The organism is Treponema sp. C6A8 (assembly GCF_000619925.1).
In the GTDB taxonomy this organism is placed as follows: domain Bacteria; phylum Spirochaetota; class Spirochaetia; order Treponematales; family Treponemataceae; genus Treponema_D.
Genome location: NZ_JHVB01000005.1, coordinates 198,501 through 215,500, shown reverse-complemented (window position 1 = coordinate 215,500; position 17,000 = coordinate 198,501). Strand labels below are relative to the sequence as shown.

15 protein-coding genes are annotated in these 17,000 nt (G+C 42.2%); 11 read left to right on the top strand and 4 right to left on the bottom strand.

Annotation, left to right across the window (positions count from 1 at the left end):
• Positions 1–370: 370 nt before the first annotated feature.
• A complete protein-coding gene (ybaK, locus tag T530_RS0105940; RefSeq protein ID WP_027728220.1) occupies positions 371–853 on the top strand; it encodes a Cys-tRNA(Pro) deacylase in 483 nt (160 codons plus the stop codon).
• A gap of 7 nt (positions 854–860) precedes the next feature.
• Here ybaK and T530_RS0105935 read toward each other — a convergent pair whose 3' ends face one another.
• The 3 genes from T530_RS0105935 to T530_RS0105925 all read right to left on the bottom strand — a co-directional run bounded on the left by T530_RS0105935 (position 861) and on the right by T530_RS0105925 (position 4,284).
• Entirely contained in the window at positions 861–2,183 is a 1,323-nt protein-coding gene (locus T530_RS0105935; protein WP_051537851.1) for an extracellular solute-binding protein, read from the bottom strand.
• 28 nt (positions 2,184–2,211) lie between these two features.
• Entirely contained in the window at positions 2,212–3,498 is a 1,287-nt protein-coding gene (locus T530_RS0105930; RefSeq protein WP_038073834.1) for an aminotransferase class I/II-fold pyridoxal phosphate-dependent enzyme, read from the bottom strand.
• Positions 3,499–3,627: 129 nt separating this feature from the next.
• Complete coding sequence (locus T530_RS0105925) at positions 3,628–4,284, bottom strand: M15 family metallopeptidase (RefSeq protein WP_027728217.1); 657 nt, start codon at positions 4,282–4,284, stop codon at positions 3,628–3,630.
• A 454-nt stretch (positions 4,285–4,738) separates the two neighbouring features.
• Here T530_RS0105925 and T530_RS0105920 point away from each other — a divergent pair, with 454 nt between their 5' ends.
• The 10 genes from T530_RS0105920 to T530_RS0105875 all read left to right on the top strand — a co-directional run bounded on the left by T530_RS0105920 (position 4,739) and on the right by T530_RS0105875 (position 15,157).
• The gene (locus T530_RS0105920) at positions 4,739–5,734 is read left to right on the top strand and encodes a MoxR family ATPase (RefSeq protein ID WP_027728216.1); all 996 of its coding nucleotides are present in this window, start codon (positions 4,739–4,741) and stop codon (positions 5,732–5,734) included.
• Positions 5,735–5,740: 6 nt separating this feature from the next.
• Positions 5,741–6,619 (top strand): DUF58 domain-containing protein, encoded by an 879-nt coding sequence (locus T530_RS0105915; RefSeq protein ID WP_027728215.1) that lies wholly within the window; start codon positions 5,741–5,743, stop codon positions 6,617–6,619.
• Positions 6,616–7,584 carry a hypothetical protein gene (locus T530_RS0105910; RefSeq protein WP_027728214.1) on the top strand — a complete coding sequence of 323 codons (969 nt, stop codon included), beginning with the start codon at positions 6,616–6,618 and terminating at the stop codon, positions 7,582–7,584. Before T530_RS0105915 ends, T530_RS0105910 begins: the two co-directional genes overlap by 4 nt.
• Positions 7,577–10,123, top strand: a complete 2,547-nt coding sequence (locus tag T530_RS14965) for a VWA domain-containing protein (protein ID WP_081773674.1) — start codon at positions 7,577–7,579, stop codon at positions 10,121–10,123. The genes T530_RS0105910 and T530_RS14965 overlap by 8 nt, the downstream gene beginning before the upstream one ends.
• Complete coding sequence (locus tag T530_RS0105900; protein WP_027728213.1) at positions 10,072–11,529, top strand: hypothetical protein; 1,458 nt, start codon at positions 10,072–10,074, stop codon at positions 11,527–11,529. Before T530_RS14965 ends, T530_RS0105900 begins: the two co-directional genes overlap by 52 nt.
• A 29-nt stretch (positions 11,530–11,558) precedes the next feature.
• Entirely contained in the window at positions 11,559–12,116 is a 558-nt protein-coding gene (locus T530_RS0105895; RefSeq protein WP_252507352.1) for a Smr/MutS family protein, read from the top strand.
• A 119-nt stretch (positions 12,117–12,235) separates the two neighbouring features.
• Positions 12,236–12,997 carry a transporter substrate-binding domain-containing protein gene (locus T530_RS0105890; protein ID WP_027728211.1) on the top strand — a complete coding sequence of 254 codons (762 nt, stop codon included), beginning with the start codon at positions 12,236–12,238 and terminating at the stop codon, positions 12,995–12,997.
• Between the two features lie 143 nt (positions 12,998–13,140).
• On the top strand, positions 13,141–13,815 hold the full coding sequence (locus tag T530_RS0105885; RefSeq protein WP_009103930.1) for an amino acid ABC transporter permease: 675 nt from the start codon (positions 13,141–13,143) through the stop codon (positions 13,813–13,815).
• Positions 13,802–14,536, top strand: a complete 735-nt coding sequence (locus T530_RS0105880) for an amino acid ABC transporter ATP-binding protein (RefSeq protein WP_009103928.1) — start codon at positions 13,802–13,804, stop codon at positions 14,534–14,536. Before T530_RS0105885 ends, T530_RS0105880 begins: the two co-directional genes overlap by 14 nt.
• A gap of 36 nt (positions 14,537–14,572) precedes the next feature.
• The gene (locus T530_RS0105875; protein WP_027728210.1) at positions 14,573–15,157 is read left to right on the top strand and encodes an AAA family ATPase; all 585 of its coding nucleotides are present in this window, start codon (positions 14,573–14,575) and stop codon (positions 15,155–15,157) included.
• A gap of 91 nt (positions 15,158–15,248) precedes the next feature.
• Here the strand turns inward: T530_RS0105875 and ptsP are convergent, their stop codons facing one another.
• Positions 15,249–16,982, bottom strand: coding sequence for a phosphoenolpyruvate--protein phosphotransferase (gene ptsP / locus T530_RS13665; protein ID WP_038073831.1), 1,734 nt, complete (start codon positions 16,980–16,982; stop codon positions 15,249–15,251).
• Positions 16,983–17,000 lie beyond the last annotated feature (18 nt).

Genomic DNA, 17,000 nt, shown 5'->3' with positions numbered 1-17,000 from the left:
CCCCGAAGGGTATTGATTACCAATGAATTAAAGTTCAATCAAGCTTTTTCTTATCTGCTGAATTGATTTACAATCGAACCTCAAGAACTGAGATTCGCGGGTATGTTTTTAATGATACAAAACATATAAAACTTGAACTATACAGTTAGTTATTTCCTTCCCTGTTCTGTCAAAAACCTTTTTAGAAGTGTCGCTCAGCGGTGCTGTGCGACGGTGAAAATTAATATATATTCTTTATAAAAAAGTGTCAACACTACCACTTACAGTTTTTTGAAAATTTACAAGAAAATTATGTTATTTTTAAACTCATTTTTCACAGCTATTTTCTTCAAGATTTACACGTATTTTCAAAATTAATAGAATACAAAGCATGAAAAAGACAAACGCAATGAGAATACTCGAAGGACTTAAAATCCCTTACGAGGCAAAAGAATATGAAGACAATGCAGACCACAGCCTTGAAAAAGGAGCTGCCGAACGCATGGCTGCAAAACTTGGCGTAAGCCCCGAAATGGTTTTCAAAACTATTGTAATGAGAACTGAAAGTAAGGAAATCTGCGTATTCTGCCAGTCTGCCGTATCTGAAATCAATTTGAAAAAAGCGCGACAGGCAGCAGGCTGCAAGGAAATCAATCCAGTAAAAACGGATGAACTTCTGGGACTTACAGGCTATGTTCGCGGAGGCTGTACTCCAATCGGAATGAAAAAGCAGTTCAGAACTTTTATAGATAAAAGCATTATGAACCAGGAAAAAGTCTGCGTAAGCGCGGGGCAGCGAGGTCTTCAGATTACCCTTGCCCCGGCAGACTTAATCAAAGCCTGCAAGGCCCAGCTTTGTGACCTGAAATTATAAGACACCCTTACTCAGCAAAGACCTTCTTTCGCCATTCCTTTTCAAATTCTGAAATCGGTTTAGCCTGCGGTGTTGCTGATGTAATATCTGCGCGGATATATGGCTCTACAACCTGAGTCTTATAGCTTTCCCAGCGCGGAGGAAGTTTCTGCGGAACCTGAATCATCTGGGCAGGTGGCAGGTTAGACAAAAGCTGTGTATAGAAAATAGGAAGAATATGTTCTGTTACACCACGCACGGCAGAAAAACCGCCTGCAATTCCGAACATATCTGTTTCAAGACGGGAAGCCTCTTTTCTTTCAAGAATTTCCCGCTGAACTTCATTCTGGAAAAACCAGGAAATAAACTCTGATGCGCCAGTTCTGTTTTCAGATTTCTTATAAATTCCCATCATTACAAAGGAATCATCCATAAAAATCTTTCCGTCCTGAACAATCCAGCGGTAATCAAGATTCAAATCCTGCTCATGCATTGTCTTAAACAAAGAATCACTGCTGGTATAGGCAAAAAGAGTTCTGCCGGAAGAAACCTGACGGTAATAAGGCATAAAAAGATACTTAAAAGAGAAATCCGATTCAATCTGAGCAGACTGATTTTCAGTCTGAACCCAGCTCTTTAAGAAGGAAACTGTTTTTTCAAGATTTTCTGCATTCCAGACAATATTATTTTTAACTTCCGTAAAATCTGAATAAAAAAGTTTTGCTGTCAGCGACAAGAAAGAACTGTTGTTGAGCGGAGCAAAACCTATTCTCTGAAAAGTTTCATTTGCCTTTTTCTGATTGTATTTTGAACCCATCTCGCGGAGCTCTTCAAGGGTAAGCATGTAGTTTTCTGAAACAAAAGCCTCATTAGACTTATCAAAAATGACAGCCGGAAGATTAAAGCTTACAGGAAGAAGATACTGAGAATGGCGGATTTTTCCCGAATCCAGAAGATTCTTATAAAACATTTCTGAACTTATCTGATTATGGGTAAAAAGATAATCAAGGGAACAGAAATTCTTTTTTGTTTTGTCGGAACGCAGCCACGAACCTACAATAATATCCGGCGGAAGTTCATCCTTAGGGACGGGAAGTGAAAGAGCCGGATTTTCCTTGTAAACAATGATGGCGCGGTTTTCTGTATTGTTTTTATTGAAAAGTTCTGCATACTGCGCGAACTCACTGCAGTTTGTCCAGATGACGATGCGGCGTTCGCGCTGCGCAAAATGCTGATATGTAAGATTAGTTTTCTGTTCCTGACACGAAGTAAGACCAAGAAGTACAAGGCTCGATGCAAGGCAAAGACGAATAAGGCTGTGCACAGGAACTAAAAAACTAATTTTTTTCAAATTTAATAAATGTCTCAAAGTTTTGATGTTACATCTCCTCAGCAACATCATATATCTGAGAGTAAACTTCTTCAATCTTTTCTTCGTCGATACTTGAGAATGCAACGCGAAGAGTATAAGGGTCAATCTGAATTACACCGATTCCCTTATCTTTGAGAAGTTTTTTGCGAAGATCTTCAGCAATGCCGCCTTCCACATGGAAGCTCATAAAGTAACCGGAGTTGAAAGGAAGAGCTGTAAGCTTTGAAGATTTGTGTGTATTTACAAACTTGCGTACAGCATCATAGCGGGCCTGAAGCATCTTGCGGAGTTCTTTTTTCTGAGCTTCATGAGCAGGATCCTGCAAAGCCTTAAGAACAAGACTCTGAGAAGGAGTAGCAGAACATGAAACTGAAGAACGGATAGCTCCCATGAACTTAGTTGTAAGAGCTGTGTACTGTTCATCTGTAAGAGCTTTTGAACCGAAAGTAATAAAGCCTGTGCGGAAACCCCAGGCAAAATCCTCTTTTGTAGGACCGTCAGCTTTGATTGCAAGTACGTTTTCGTGAAGGTCAGCCATATAAGCAAAAAGTGACTGAGGTTCAATATCATCTTCGTAGTTAAGGCCGAAGTAAGCGTCGTCTGAAAGTACAAGAACCTTCTTACCAGCTTCTGCAAGCCTGCGGACAATTGCTACAATTGCCTTAGCTTCATCCTTTGTAGGACTGTAGCCAGAAGGATTCTGAGGGAAGTTCAAAAGCACGCGAACTGAACCGTATTTATCTGCATCAGCCTTCATTGCAGCTTCAAGACCTGCAAGATTAAACTTTCCATTTTCAAAACACTTGAACTGATGGAAGTCAGCGCCGCGGCGGGCACAAGTGATAAGTTCATAGTTATCCCAGCAAGGATCTGCAGCAAGAAGAGGCTTGTCAGCATCAATAAAAAGGTCTGCTACATAAGAAAGAACTGCTGTAAGTCCTGGTACAAGTACAGGAAGTGAAAAATTCTTTCCCTTGAGGTTTGGATTTTTTTCGATGATTTTTTCTTTCCACAAAGCGCGGATATCTGGTGAACCGGCTGTCTTTGCATAAGCTACTGTTTCGCGTGAATTAAGCGACGGCATATTCTTTTTGTATGAATCCAGTTCGATAGGAGTTCCGCCGGCAACTGCCATACCGATTGTTCCGTTAGCAAAGTAAGCGTCTTTTGCAGCTTCTCCGCCCTGCGAAATAATTCCGTTCGGAAAATAAAGGCGTTTTCCCATGTCTGAAAAAAGAGCCTCAACCACACTACCCTTTAAGGTTTCATTTAATTCCAAAGCCAATGGATTCATAATTTACCGTTCCTCTAAAAGTAACTTTTGCTACATAATTATTCAGATTTGAGGGTGCAGTGTCAAGAAATTTGCATAAATATACAATTTGAGAGAATAAATGAAATGTGATGGGAGAAGCAAAAATTTTTACTGCTTTAAATATTCAGAAGAAACTGGGAACTCAAAGTAAGTGTCGGGGTAAGGTTCGTCTGCAAGGGTAAAATGCCACCACTCACAGTCAAGGGCTGTAAAACCGTTTCTAAGCATTGTCCTTTGCAGCATCATGCGGTTTTCAAACTGCTGGTCTGTAATTCCTTTATAATCCGGATGGGAAAGTTCGCTGAAAAGATCAAAGGGGCCTCCCATATCAACTTCTTTTCCGCTTTTCATATCAAGAAGGGTTAAATCTACTGTGCTTCCCCGGCTGTGGCTTGAGCGTTTTGCAATATAGCCCCGGTCAAAAAGTTCCTGTTTGGCAATATCGGGATAAAAATAAGGCTTCATGCGGATATCCTGATCTTCTATTGCCCAGAGCATAAAGTGCTTTACTGCAGAAACCGGGCGGTAACCGTCAAAAACCTTGAGGCGATAGCCCTGAACCATCATTTCGTTGCTGACAGATTTTAAGGCACGGGCCGCTTCTTTTGTAAGAAGGGCGATTGGTTCTTCGTAGCCGTCAATGCGGTCTCCTATAAAATTGAAGGAAGAATAATAGCGGATTTCCTGTACTATCTGAGGAATAAAATCGCCAAGGACTACAAAGTCTGAAGCGTCCATTTCAAGTTTATCAGGTCTTGTGCTCATGAGGTTATTATAACACAGCTTTTATAAAGTGGCATCAAGGTCAAAAGCAATGGAAAGAGATTTAACTAAAGTTGGCGCGAGGCCGAGTGCTAACTGCATTATGAAGACTTTCGTTTAAATATGGCTCCCGGCTGCGGGTTCATGGTACAAAACCGCGCAATAATGCGCTACACGTTGTTTGCGGCAAAGAAACTATTTTACCGGTCGCTCCCGCGACCTCCGCAAACAAAGTGTTTTTGCACCATAAACCCGCTGCCTCGCGCCAGCTTTTATTAATTTCTTAAAATACACCTGCAATTGATAAGCAAAGCCCGGCGGGAGCATGGAGCACCTGCCCGACAGGGCAGTCCTGAAAGGATGAGCCGAACAGGCGAAGTGCGGAACGCGACTGGGTGTTAAGACTCGCCTAAAAAAATCTTCTATATTTTTAAATTCTTTGTTATACTTCTTTCCTATGGATAGAAACGAAGCTAAGACTATTGTTGAAAATGTTCGGGCTGAGGCAGCTAAGCGCCTTGTTGGCCAGGAACAGCTTATAACTGATATGTTTATGGCATTTATTGCGGGCGGACATGTACTTGTTGAAGGCGTACCTGGTCTTGCAAAAACTCTTGCCATTAAGACTTTGACTGAAATTTTGGGGCTCGATTTTAAACGCATTCAGTTTACTCCCGATCTGCTTCCTGCCGATGTTACCGGTACTTTGATTTACGAGCAGAACAAGGGCAGTTTTAGCGTGCGAAAAGGTCCTATTTTTGCAAACGTTATTCTTGCTGATGAAGTTAACCGTGCGCCTGCTAAGGTTCAGTCTGCCATGCTTGAAGCTATGGAAGAAAAACAGGTTACTATTGGTGAAGAAACTTACAAACTTCCTGAACCATTCTTTGTTCTTGCAACTCAGAACCCGGTTGAGCAGGAAGGAACATATAATCTGCCGGAAGCTGAGCTTGACCGTTTTATTATGAAACTGAATGTAAGCTATCCGTCGGCTGAAAATGAAGTAAATATCGTAAAAACCTGCGGAAAAGCTGCCACTGTTGCCGTTAGCACTGTGCTTAAGGCCGGTGATATTGAAGAACTCCGCAAGCTTTATGATTCCGTAAACTGCGACGACAAGATTGTTGAATATATTGTTTCCATTTTGAATGTAACCCGCGCTGATAATTCTAAAAAGCAGTCACGTTCTTTTGCGGCTTCGGTTGCAAAATCGAATGACATTACACGCTACATTCATTTTGGAGCTTCTCCTCGTGCGGGAATTGCTATGCTTCAGTGTGCTAAGGTCCGCGCCCTTTTTGAAGGCCGTGATTTTGTGCTGCCGGAAGATGTAAAGGCTGTTGCCTGCAATGTTCTTCGCCATCGTCTGGTTCTTTCTTACGAAGCTGCTGCGGACAATGTTACAAGCGACGAAATTATTTCCCGCATTCTGGACTTTATTCCGCTCCCGTAAAGCCTTATGGAATCTGTTGATTCTCTTGTAAAAAAAGCAAGTTACCTCAGAATTGCGGCCGCTGACCTTGCAGAGGGCATGAAGAGCGGAAATTTCCGTTCTTTATACCGCGGACAGGGAATTGAATTCAGTGGTGTTCGTGATTATATTCGCGGGGACGATATTCGTTCTATTGACTGGAACGTTACGGCGCGAATGGGTCACCCATACGTTAAGGTTTTTGAAGAGGAGCGCGAGCTTCAGATTTTTGTCGTGCTGGATTCCTCAGCCTCAATGCAGCTTAAAAACATGAGCGCCGCCAGCAAATATTCCAGGGCCGCTGAAACTGCAGCCTTGATAACCCTGGCCGCAGAAATGAACAACTGTCCGGTTGGCGCAGTTCTTTTTGACGGAAAAATCCACTTTTCTACAAAGCCTATGCAGGGCCGCGAACAGACCATGCTGATTTTAACTCACCTTGACCGCCTGCCAGAGCATACTGTTAATGGTTCTGTACTTTCAAACGCCCTGACAGGTACCGGAAAACTTTTGCGCAAGCGTTCCCTTGTTTTTGTTCTGTCGGACTTCCGCAGCGGCGACTACGAAAAATCACTCATTTCTCTTGCCCAGAAAAATGACGTAATCGCAATCCGCCTGGAAGATAATTTTGACACTGAACTTCCTTCAGTAGGAACCATTCCCTTTATTGATGTAGAAAGCGGCTTAAAAATGAGGCTTCCTTCTAATTCCCAGAAATTCAAAAAAGAATGGAAGGACTTTTACACTCAAAACCTTACCCACTGGCACAACACCTGCATCAAGCACGGTGTTACTGATATTGTAATGAAGTCGGATGACGACCCGCTGCAGATTTTAATGCAGATTTTTGGACGGAAGGCAATATGATTAACCTTGAGATTCAGCAGATTCTTCTGCCAAAAAAAGTTTATATCGGAGATACGGCGGAACTGCGCTGTTCCTTTAACTCAAACTCTTTTACCCTCAAAAACTTTGTTGAAAATGGCAGCGTCCAGCTGAGTACTTCGGGCTTTATTTCGCCTCTGGACATGCAGAATTACGATATCAAGAGCATTACTCTTTCTTCGATTGGCGTTGACCACTATCAGCTTTCAATTAATTTTGTTCCCTGGAAAATCGGGGATATTGTTTTTCCGGGCTATGATTTAACTTCCAACTTTACTGAGCCTGAGCTTTCTTCTTCTGATTTTGACGAGCATTATCTGATTAATTTTCAGCCGGTAAATATCGTTTCCCTTACCCAGCAGGATTCCATTACATCCCTTAGGCCGGGTGCTGCGCCTCTTTTGCTGCCGGGAACAACCTACAAGCTTTACGGCGCCCTGATAATTTTTGTTTTTGCTTTATTTTTGATTGTCCGTTCAATTATCAAGCATGAAGAAATTGCCTTTTATCTTAGAAACAGAAAGCTTTTACGAAAATATAAAAAGAACCGCCGCAATACGGAAAAAGCTTTGAGCCGTCTTCTTATTACAGGCAAAAAGCAGACTCCTATAGATGACAAAACTTTTGCCCAGAGCTTCCAGCAGATTTTGCGTACTTATCTTGAAGTGCGCTTTGACCTTCCTTTTTCTAAAATTGTTACCAGCAGTTTTATGAAGGCATTCAATGAAGCTTTTGGCGGAACAGATGATTTTCCAAGCCTGATGAGCGAGCGCAAGGAAAATGCCTGCATTCAGATTACATCGCTTTTTACAAGAAGTGATTTTATCCGCTATTCTGCTGAAGCTGCCTTTAACGAAGGTGAAAGAGCAGAGCTGGTAGAGTCAGCAAAAGAATGCATTGCAGATTTTGAAGAAAGTGAAAAAGCAGGAGGAGAAAAGAATGTTTAGTTTTCAGAATCCTGCGGGACTTTTACTTGTTCTTTTAATTCCTCTTTTTTATATCCTGCGAAAATTCAAAATCCTCAACCAGACTGTAATTTATGCGGTTCTTGGCGACTGGGAAGGAAAATATTTTGAATGGCACGGCAGCCTTAGAAAATTTGTGTCGGCACTTATAAAGCTGATGATTGGTGCCGGCTTTATTTTGAGCGTAATCGCCTTTGCAGATCCTGTAATTTCAACTCAGGAAAAAGTTTACACAAGCCTTGGAAATGACATCATCTTTGTTGTTGATACCAGTCCTTCCATGGCGGCAAAAGATATAGACGGAAGCACACGAATTGATGCGGCAAGAAACACCATCACAAGTCTTGTTCAGAACTACGAAGGCTTCCGCTACGGAATTGTTGCGCTGGGAAGTAACGCCAGCGTTTTAGTGCCCCCTACCGCCGTCAGTTCCGCCTTTACAAAAAAGCTTGGCGAAATCCAGGTTGGAATGATGGGAAACGGATCTGCCATTGGAGACGGACTCAGTACCGCAGTATGCCACCTTGCATCTTCAAAGGCGCCTAAAAAATGCATCATCCTCCTTACCGACGGTGAAAACAACGCGGGAGAAATCCATCCTCAGACAGCGGCTAAGCTTGCTGCAGACAATAATATTACCCTTTATATAGTAGGAATTGGTACAAAAGGCCGCATTTCCATTGAATACACTGATTATGCGACCGGAAAACTTTATTCGGGCTACCTTGAAAGTGACTTTGATTCAAATCAGCTGAAGAAAATTGCAGAGCTTGGACAGGGCCGCTATTTTGAAGTTCAGACAGTTGATGAACTTGGCCGCAGTCTTTCTTCTGTTGTAAAAAACGAGGCAGTTTCGCAAAGCTTTACCTATAAAACAACAAGCACAAGTTATTATCAGAAGCTGATTTTTATTGCAATGATTTTATTTGCAGCCGCAGCCTTCATAAAACGCGTAATTCTTCAGGAATACATTCCTTTCAGATTAAAGCCCTCGCTTATTTTGCGTTCAGTTTTCCAGATTCTTGCCTTTGTCATGCTCTGCATTGCCCACACAGGAATTTCATGGGGAACTTACCTTGCGCCGGTGCAGAAAAACAGTACAGCTGTAAGCATGGTTTTTGATATTTCCAACAGTATGCTGGCTCACGACGAAGCTGACAGAAAATCCAGACTTGAAGCAAGCCGCGTGTATGCAAAAAAACTTTTGAGCCGAATGGACGGAACCAGCGTTTCGGTTGTGCTTGCAAAGGGTGAAGGAATTACCGCTATTCCGCTTACAGAAGATTTTGCCATGGTGGATTCGCTTTTAGAGGTTATGAATCCGGGACTTATGACAGCACCTGGTTCAAGCCTTGGAAAAGGTGTCCTTGCCGCAAAAGAGTCCTTCCCTCAGAATTTTTCTTCTGCCGGCCGCATCTGGATTTTTACTGATGGTGAAGAAACTGACGGAACCTTGCAGAATGCAATTTCAGAATGTACAAAATACGGAATTCCTGTAAGCATTATCGGTTTTGGCGGAGAAGATGAGTCTCAGATTCTGGCGGGCGACGGAAAAACTATTGTTTACTCCGCCCTGCGCACAGATAAAATTGAAAAAATACTGGAATCAATTCACGAAAAATCAAAATCCTTTAAGAATAAGACTCCTGTAATTTTTGCAAAGGCCTCGGATGTTGGAACTGCTTCAAAACTGCTTTCTCAGATTTCAAAAAACGGAGAAAATACACAGATTGTTTCTTATGAAGCCCGTCCGGTTCCCCGCTACAAGTTCTTCCTTATTCTTGCCTTTATCCTGCTTTCAGCAAGCTTCTTTGCGGCAGAATTTGATTTGAAATACTTCGGGCAGAAAAAGGCCGGTTCAGTCCTTATGATTTTTGCAATGATTGCAGCTCTTGGAATTACAGGCTGTTCAAATCAGAATTCAAATGCTGAGGCTGTGGAAAAAGAAAGCAGGCAAGAGCGAAAACTCTTTGGAACAACAGATTCTACAAAAGTCCTTTTGGGAACTTACGAATGGCACAAAAAAAATTACCGTAAGGCTGTGGCAATGTATCTTTCTGTCGTAGAAAAATCTGATGATGAAGAAAAAAATCAGACCTTGAATTATTCCCTTTACGACCTGGCAACTGCCTATTCAATGAGCGGAGAAGAAAATGCCGCCTTGGAACGCTATTCGCAGATTTCTTCCGATGCGCCGCAGATTGTACGCTACAACGCCTACTACAATGCGGGAATTATTGCCCACAATCAGGGAAATTTTGATTCAGCATCAGAATATTTCAGAAAGGCACTGGAAATTGACAATACAAGACTGGAGGCAAAAATCAATCTGGAGCTTTCAATTCAGATGACAGAAGCCCAGAGCCGCCAGAACGAAAGCGAAATTCTTCCGACCCACGAAGAAAAAGAACATAATCAGGATTTGGAAAATACAGTTTTCCAGCACATTAAGGAGAATGATAAAAAACAATGGAAAAACAGCGAATCAAATCAGCAGCAAAATCTTTCGGAAGATTACTAGCCGCTCTTAAAAGCGCCGCCATTTTTGCCCTCTTATCAGGATTTGGGGCGGAAGCATTCTGCCAGACTGTGATTACCCAGACTCAGTGCGACGCCTTAAGAATTGCGCCGTCAGAAAATCAGAAATTTTACACAAAAAGCGACATAAAATTTGAAGTTTTAATTCCAAACACAAACGCAAATTCAATTCAACTGCAAAGTTCAAAAACTCTGCCGGGCGTAACAATGCGCACCATGAGAAAAACTCAGGATTACGGAGATACTCCGGGCACAAAGCTTGAGTTCTGGTTTACTTTCGAAAAAAAAGGCGACTATCAGATGCAGCCGGTTTCGCTTTTAATCAGTAACCGCCGCCGCACAATTTCCTTTGATCCGATTACAGTTACAGACAATCCGGAATTCCTTATGCCGAGAATCGTTCTTGTTTTCCCGGATGATACTTATTTTCACTCTGACCAGCCTTTTGACGCAGAAAAGCCCTTTTTGAATGCTAAAGTTGGAGAAAAAATTCCTTTTACAGTCTGCCTTCAGTATGCGGTTCTTTTAGTTCAGTTTGACTGGGAGCTTCCGACAGACTCAATCTTTACCTGCACAAAGAATTACGAAATTCTTGAAATCAAATACCGGGAAAAACACATTTCCGATGAACTTATTCCGGTTGCTGATTTTGAATGGACTTCCCTTGCAGAAGGCCAGCAGCGCTTCCCGAAAATCCGTCTTACAGCAACCGCCTATAACGGAAGCAGAAACTCAATCCAGCTGCCGGACTTTTTCGTGGATTTTAAAAACAAGGAAAGTGAAGCAGCCGTAAATACAGAAAAAAAGAGCCGTTACGACAAAAGCTTTGAATTTTACGACAATCTTCAGAACAGCCTTGCTGAAAATGATGGCGATGAAGATTCCAAAAACCATTTTGAAAACCACGTTTCAGAGGATAACTGCGAACTTTTAGCCGCCCTCAGGAAAAAAGAAAGAAATGATTTATTCAACTGGAAGAAAAACGTAAAGGAACGTGCTGAGTTTGAAGCAGAACACGGAATTACAACTTCGATTAACGAATTTTTCATCGGTTCCTATTATTTTTCTGTTTTTGGACTTGTACTTTGCGTAATTCTTTTTGTAATTTTTATAGTAAAGCATAAAGCCCTGCTTTCGATTTTGACTTCCGGACTGATAGTTTTTGCCCTGGTATTTTTCATCTTCGGTTCGATTCAGAAAAGCAAGATTTTTGCAATTTCCAAGGGTGCTAAAATCACTTCCATTCCAGAAGAAAATGCAAAGGTTGAATCTAAGATCGGAGCAGGACTTAGGGTTCAGGTTATTGAAGAAGCCGGCAGCTGGATTTATATTCAGATGGGTGAAAGCGGCGGCTGGTGCAAAAAAACTGACGTAATTTACATAAACTAAACAGGACGATTAAAGGTGATTTTATGGACATGGGCGATATTTTAAATCAGTGGGATAATTATCAATCAAATCAGATAAAAAAGCAGAAGGAAAACGGAAAAAATCAGGTGTCTCACAAAAAGGCTAATGCTCCTACTCCGGAAGAAAAGGCCCGCGCAGCTGAAAGGGATTTTGAAGCCCAGATGAGACGCGACAACGAAAAGCAGATAAACCCGATGGAAATGTGGCTGCGACGTTACGGCACTATCGACAAGGATAAAATTGCAGAAGAAACGGAAATTAAAAACCGCGAAACAGACAGGAACTATTTGATTAATATGACTCCAGAGGCCCGCATAGATTTACATGGGCTTCATCAGGACGAAGCTTACGAAAGGCTTAATAATTTTATCGGGGACTGCAAGGCGCGCGGATTAAAAAAGGTTCTGATTGTTCACGGAAAGGGAATTCATACCCACGGAACAGATCCTGTTCTTGGCGAACTGGTAAGAAAGTTCATTGAACGTGATAAAAGATGCGGAACTTCAGGCCATCCTAAAACAAAATATGAAGGCGGCACGGGCGCAACTTGGGTAATACTTAAGTAATTGACCCACACTAAATTTTTCAATAAACTAATAATAGCGAAAGGCAAGGAGGCTTTATAAAAGGAATTCTGCTTTTCGCTATTTTTTTAAATCATTTTTAGAGGAGATTAATAAAAAAAATGAAAAAAATTGTTCTGGCACTGGCTGCCGCATCTGTTTTGCTTACATCATCTGCTTTTGCTGCAAAAAAATCTAAGGCTAAAGGAAAGGTATGGATTATCGCAACTGATACAGTATTCCGTCCTTTTGAGTACACAAACGAAAAGAACAAGTTTGTAGGTATCGACGTTGACCTGCTTGCTGCTATTGCAGAAGATCAGGGTTTTGATTATGACTTGCAGTCACTCGGTTGGGATGCAGGTGTTGCTGCAGTTCAGGTTGGACAGGCTGACGGACTTATCGCTGGCGCTACAATTAAACAGAGCCGCATTGATTCAGGATGGATTTTCTCTGACGGATATTACAATGCTACACAGACTTTTGTTGTTGCAAAAGACAGCAAAATCACAAAATATGAAGATTTGAAAGGAAAAACAGTTGCCGTAAAGAACGGAACAGCTGGTATGGACTTTGCTAACAGCCTTAAAGACAAATACGGCTTCAAGGTAACAGTTTTTGAAGATTCTCCAACAATGTATCAGGATGTAATTCTTGGAAACTCAGCTGCATGCTGCGAAGATACACCAATCATGGCTGACAACATCAAGACTGCAAAACTTCCTCTCAAAATTCCAGCAGGAATGGAAAGCGAAGGTGCTCCTTACGGATTTGCAATCATGAACCCAGCTAACCAGGAACTTTTGGACAAGTTCAACAAAGGTTTGGCAAACATCAAAGCTAACGGTAAGTATCAGGCAATTTTGGATAAATACTTAAAGTAAGCTAAAAAGACTTCATAGCCTTTTATAAAAAAAGGACAAGCAAAATCGCTTGTCCTTTTTTTGTAGATGTCCCTTCTTTTTTTTTATCTTCATATATAGTATAATCTTAAAATTGAAAATTGTTTTTTGGAGGCATCACCTAGATGTTACAGATTTTTCAGGTCTACTGGTCAATGCTCCTTAGGTCTTTGGGATATACCCTTATTTTGACCCTGCTGGCGCTTGTTTTTGCCATGATAATCGGTCTTATTTTTGCTCTCTGCAACGTAAGCCGCAATAAAACTTTGAACGCAATCGGAACTATTTATGTTGATGCAATTCGTGGTGTTCCGCTGATTGTTCTTGCTTATTTTATTTATTTTGGTGTTCCACAGGCTTTCCGTCTTTTGGGCGTAAATAATTTCCGTTTGCCGGCTTTGCAGGCTGGTACTATTGCCCTTGCCATGAACTGCGGTGCCTATATGGCTGAGATTTTCCGCGCTGGTATTCAGAGTATTGATAAGGGACAGATGGAAGCAAGCCGTTCACTTGGTTTGAGTTATGGCGTCAGTATGCGTAAGGTAATTCTGCCTCAGGCATTCCGCGTTATGATTCCTTCAATTATTAACCAGTTCATTATCACTTTGAAGGATACTTCGATTCTGTCTGTAATCGGCTACCCAGAGCTTACAAATATGGGTAAAACTATTTCGGGCAACACCTTCAAGAGCCTTCAGACTTGGGCTATCGTGGGAATTATGTATATGATTGTAATTGTTACACTCAGTAAAGTCGCAAAAAACATTGAAAGGAAGATTAAGATAAATGACCAGCAGTAAGATTCATGTAGAAAACCTCAAAAAAAGCTTTGGACAGCTTCAGGTATTAAAAGACATAAATATTGATATTAACGAAGGTGAAGTAGTCGTTGTTATCGGACCTTCAGGAAGCGGAAAATCAACTTTCCTCCGCTGCCTCAACCGTCTTGAAGAAATTACAGCCGGAACTGTAATCGTAAACGGCGAAAACATCAGCGATAAAAAAATCAACATCAACAAGGCCCGCGAAAATATCGGAATGGTTTTCCAGCACTTTAACCTCTTCCCTAACATGACAGTTTTGCAGAACATCATGCTGGCTCCGGTTGAACTTAAAAAGATGACAAAGGAAGAAGCACGCGAAACAGGTCTTAAGCTGCTTGCCCGCGTTGGTCTTGAAGAAAAGGCTGATACTTACCCACAACAGCTTTCGGGCGGACAGAAGCAGCGTGTTGCAATTGCCCGTGCCCTTGCAATGAATCCTTCTATTATGCTTTTTGATGAACCTACTTCTGCCCTTGACCCGGAAATGGTTGGTGAAGTTCTTGCCGTTATGCAGGAGCTTGCAAAGGGCGGTATGACAATGGTTGTTGTTACCCACGAAATGGGTTTTGCCCGCGAGGTTGCTTCACGCGTGATTTTTATGGACGGCGGCTATATTATAGAAGAAGGCACTCCGGACGAGGTTCTTAAGCATCCTAAGCAGGAAAGAACAAAGAGCTTTTTGGAGAAAGTATTGTAGTCTGCGGCCTGACATGGCGGCATAAGGGGGCGTTTTATGAAAAAAATTATTACTATCAGCAGAGAATTTGGTTCGGCAGGCGGAACTATCGGAAAGCGTGTTGCCGAGCGTCTTGGTTTTGAATACTACGACAAGGATTTGATTTTCAAAACTGCTGCAGAAGCAAACATGACTCCTGACGAAGCCATCAAGCTGGACGAAAAACTGAGTCACGGTTTTGGATTCGGTCAGAGCCTTTTCAACCTTTACTCTTCTCCGCTCGATGAAAAACTCTACAACGCCCAGAAAAACGTAATCCGCAAATTTGCCGAAAAGGGAAACTGCGTGATTGTAGGCCGCAATGCAAATTCCATCCTTGCAGAATTTGACAACACTCTTCATGTATTTATCAGCGCAAATCCTAACTGGCGCGTAAAATACCTTAAGGCAGACAAGATGAAGGATATGCCGGAAGACAAAATCCTTGCTCACCTTCAGAAAATCGACAAGGCCCGCCAGAAATACTGTTCATACTTTACAAACACAGAATTCGGCGTAGCAAAGTATTACGATGTATGTTTGTATTCATCGGTAATTGGAATTGACAAGTGCGTGGATGTAATCTGCGAACTGGCGAAATAAGAAAAGAAGGAGGGGAAAGCCTTCCCCTTCGGCCGCACTTCGTCGCGCCCTACCCCTTCTGCGAGGCTCAGGCGCCGCCCCGCAACGCCCGCTATTTTTCAACTATCAGACTAAGCTCATTCAAATGCTTGGCACTGATTGCTTCCAGTTCCTTAATCGAAAAGCGCGATAAAAGCTCTTTTGTGCTGGAAATCAGCTTTGGACTCATACTCAAAGTACGGATTCCCATACCGCCAAGAACCATAACGCTGTCGGCACGACCGGCCATTTCACCACAGACAGAAACAGGGATATTTGCGTCCTGGGCAGAGTTCAGCGTCATCTGGATAAGACGGAGAACAGCAAGGTTAAACTCGTTGTAAAGGTCGGCTACGTGAGGATTTTCTCGGTCAACGGCAAGAGTATACTGGGTAAGGTCGTTTGTACCAAGACTGAAGAAGTCGCAGAGCTTTCCAAGGCAGTCGCTTACAAGGGCAGCACCCGCAGTTTCAACCATGATTCCAACCGGAATATCTTTTTTAAAAGGAATATTTTCAGCGGCAAGCTCGCTCTGAACTTCCTTAGTGATTTTAAGGCACTCGCGAACCTGGCTTACGCTGGAAATGAGCGGGAACATAATTTTTAAGTTTCCGTAAACGCTGGCACGGTAAAGGGCGCGGAGCTGAGTCTTAAATACCTGCGGATTTGCAAGGCTGAGGCGAACGGCACGGAGTCCCATAAGAGGATTTTTTTCATCAAGAATCGGAATATCAACCGAATTGATTAATTTATCTCCACCGGCATCAAGAGTTCGGATTGTAACAGGCTTATTACCCATAATTTCAAGAACAGCCTTGTAAGCTTCAAACTGGGTCTGCTCACTGAAAGAGCGGGCAGCGGCATTCAAGGAAGCGCCGTTTTCCGACATAAAAAGGAACTCAGTTCTGAAAAGACCGATTCCATCAGCGCCCTCATCCTTTGCGATACGGGCTTCTTCAATAGTTCCGATATTTGCCAGAAGTTCAAATTTTATACCGTCTTTAGTAACAGCAGGCTTATCCAAAAAGGCCTTAAGAGCCTGCTTGCGGTTAAATTCCTCGCGGATTTTAAGCTTGTATTCCTGAATTGTAGATTTATCAGGGCTTACAAGAAGTTCTGCTGATTTACCGTCAACGATTACGGTTTCACCATTGTGGACTTTTTTTACAAGCCCGTTTATTCCAAGGATTGTAGGAATGCCATAGTTTCGGGCAAGAATTACCACATGGCTTGAAACACCACCCTCGCTCAAAACAAGACCCGAAATTTTTCGCTTTGAAAGAATGATTGTATCTGCAGAACTGAGCGAAGTTGCAATGATTACACTGCCGTCTGGTACGCTATTAATATCAAAAGGATGAATATCAAGCATTTCATCAAGGACACGGCCAAAAATGTCGGTAATGTCCTGGGCGCGTTCAGAAAGGTAGTCGTTACCCGACTGACGCAGGCGTGAGGCATATTCTTCAGCCTTGAAATTAACTGAATATTCAATATTGAAAAGTTCACGCTGATAAAAATCCTTGAGTTCCTTTAAGAAAACAGGATCTTCGAGCATGAGGATATAAGTTTCATATACTTCACGCTGAATTTTATCTTTTGCATCTGTTTTAGAAAGAAGTTCGAGCTGTTCGGTAATATCCTGAATTACGCTCTGGCAGGCTAGTTCAAAACGTTCCCAGCCGCGGTTAGTCTGATCAATTTTAATTCTATGCTGAGGGATTGCGCGTTTTACGGCATCCGGTATAACAAAGGCGGTTCCGATTCCGGTTCCGTCGGCAGCAGGCACACCTAAAAATACTTCCATATTCTTTAGATTATAGCA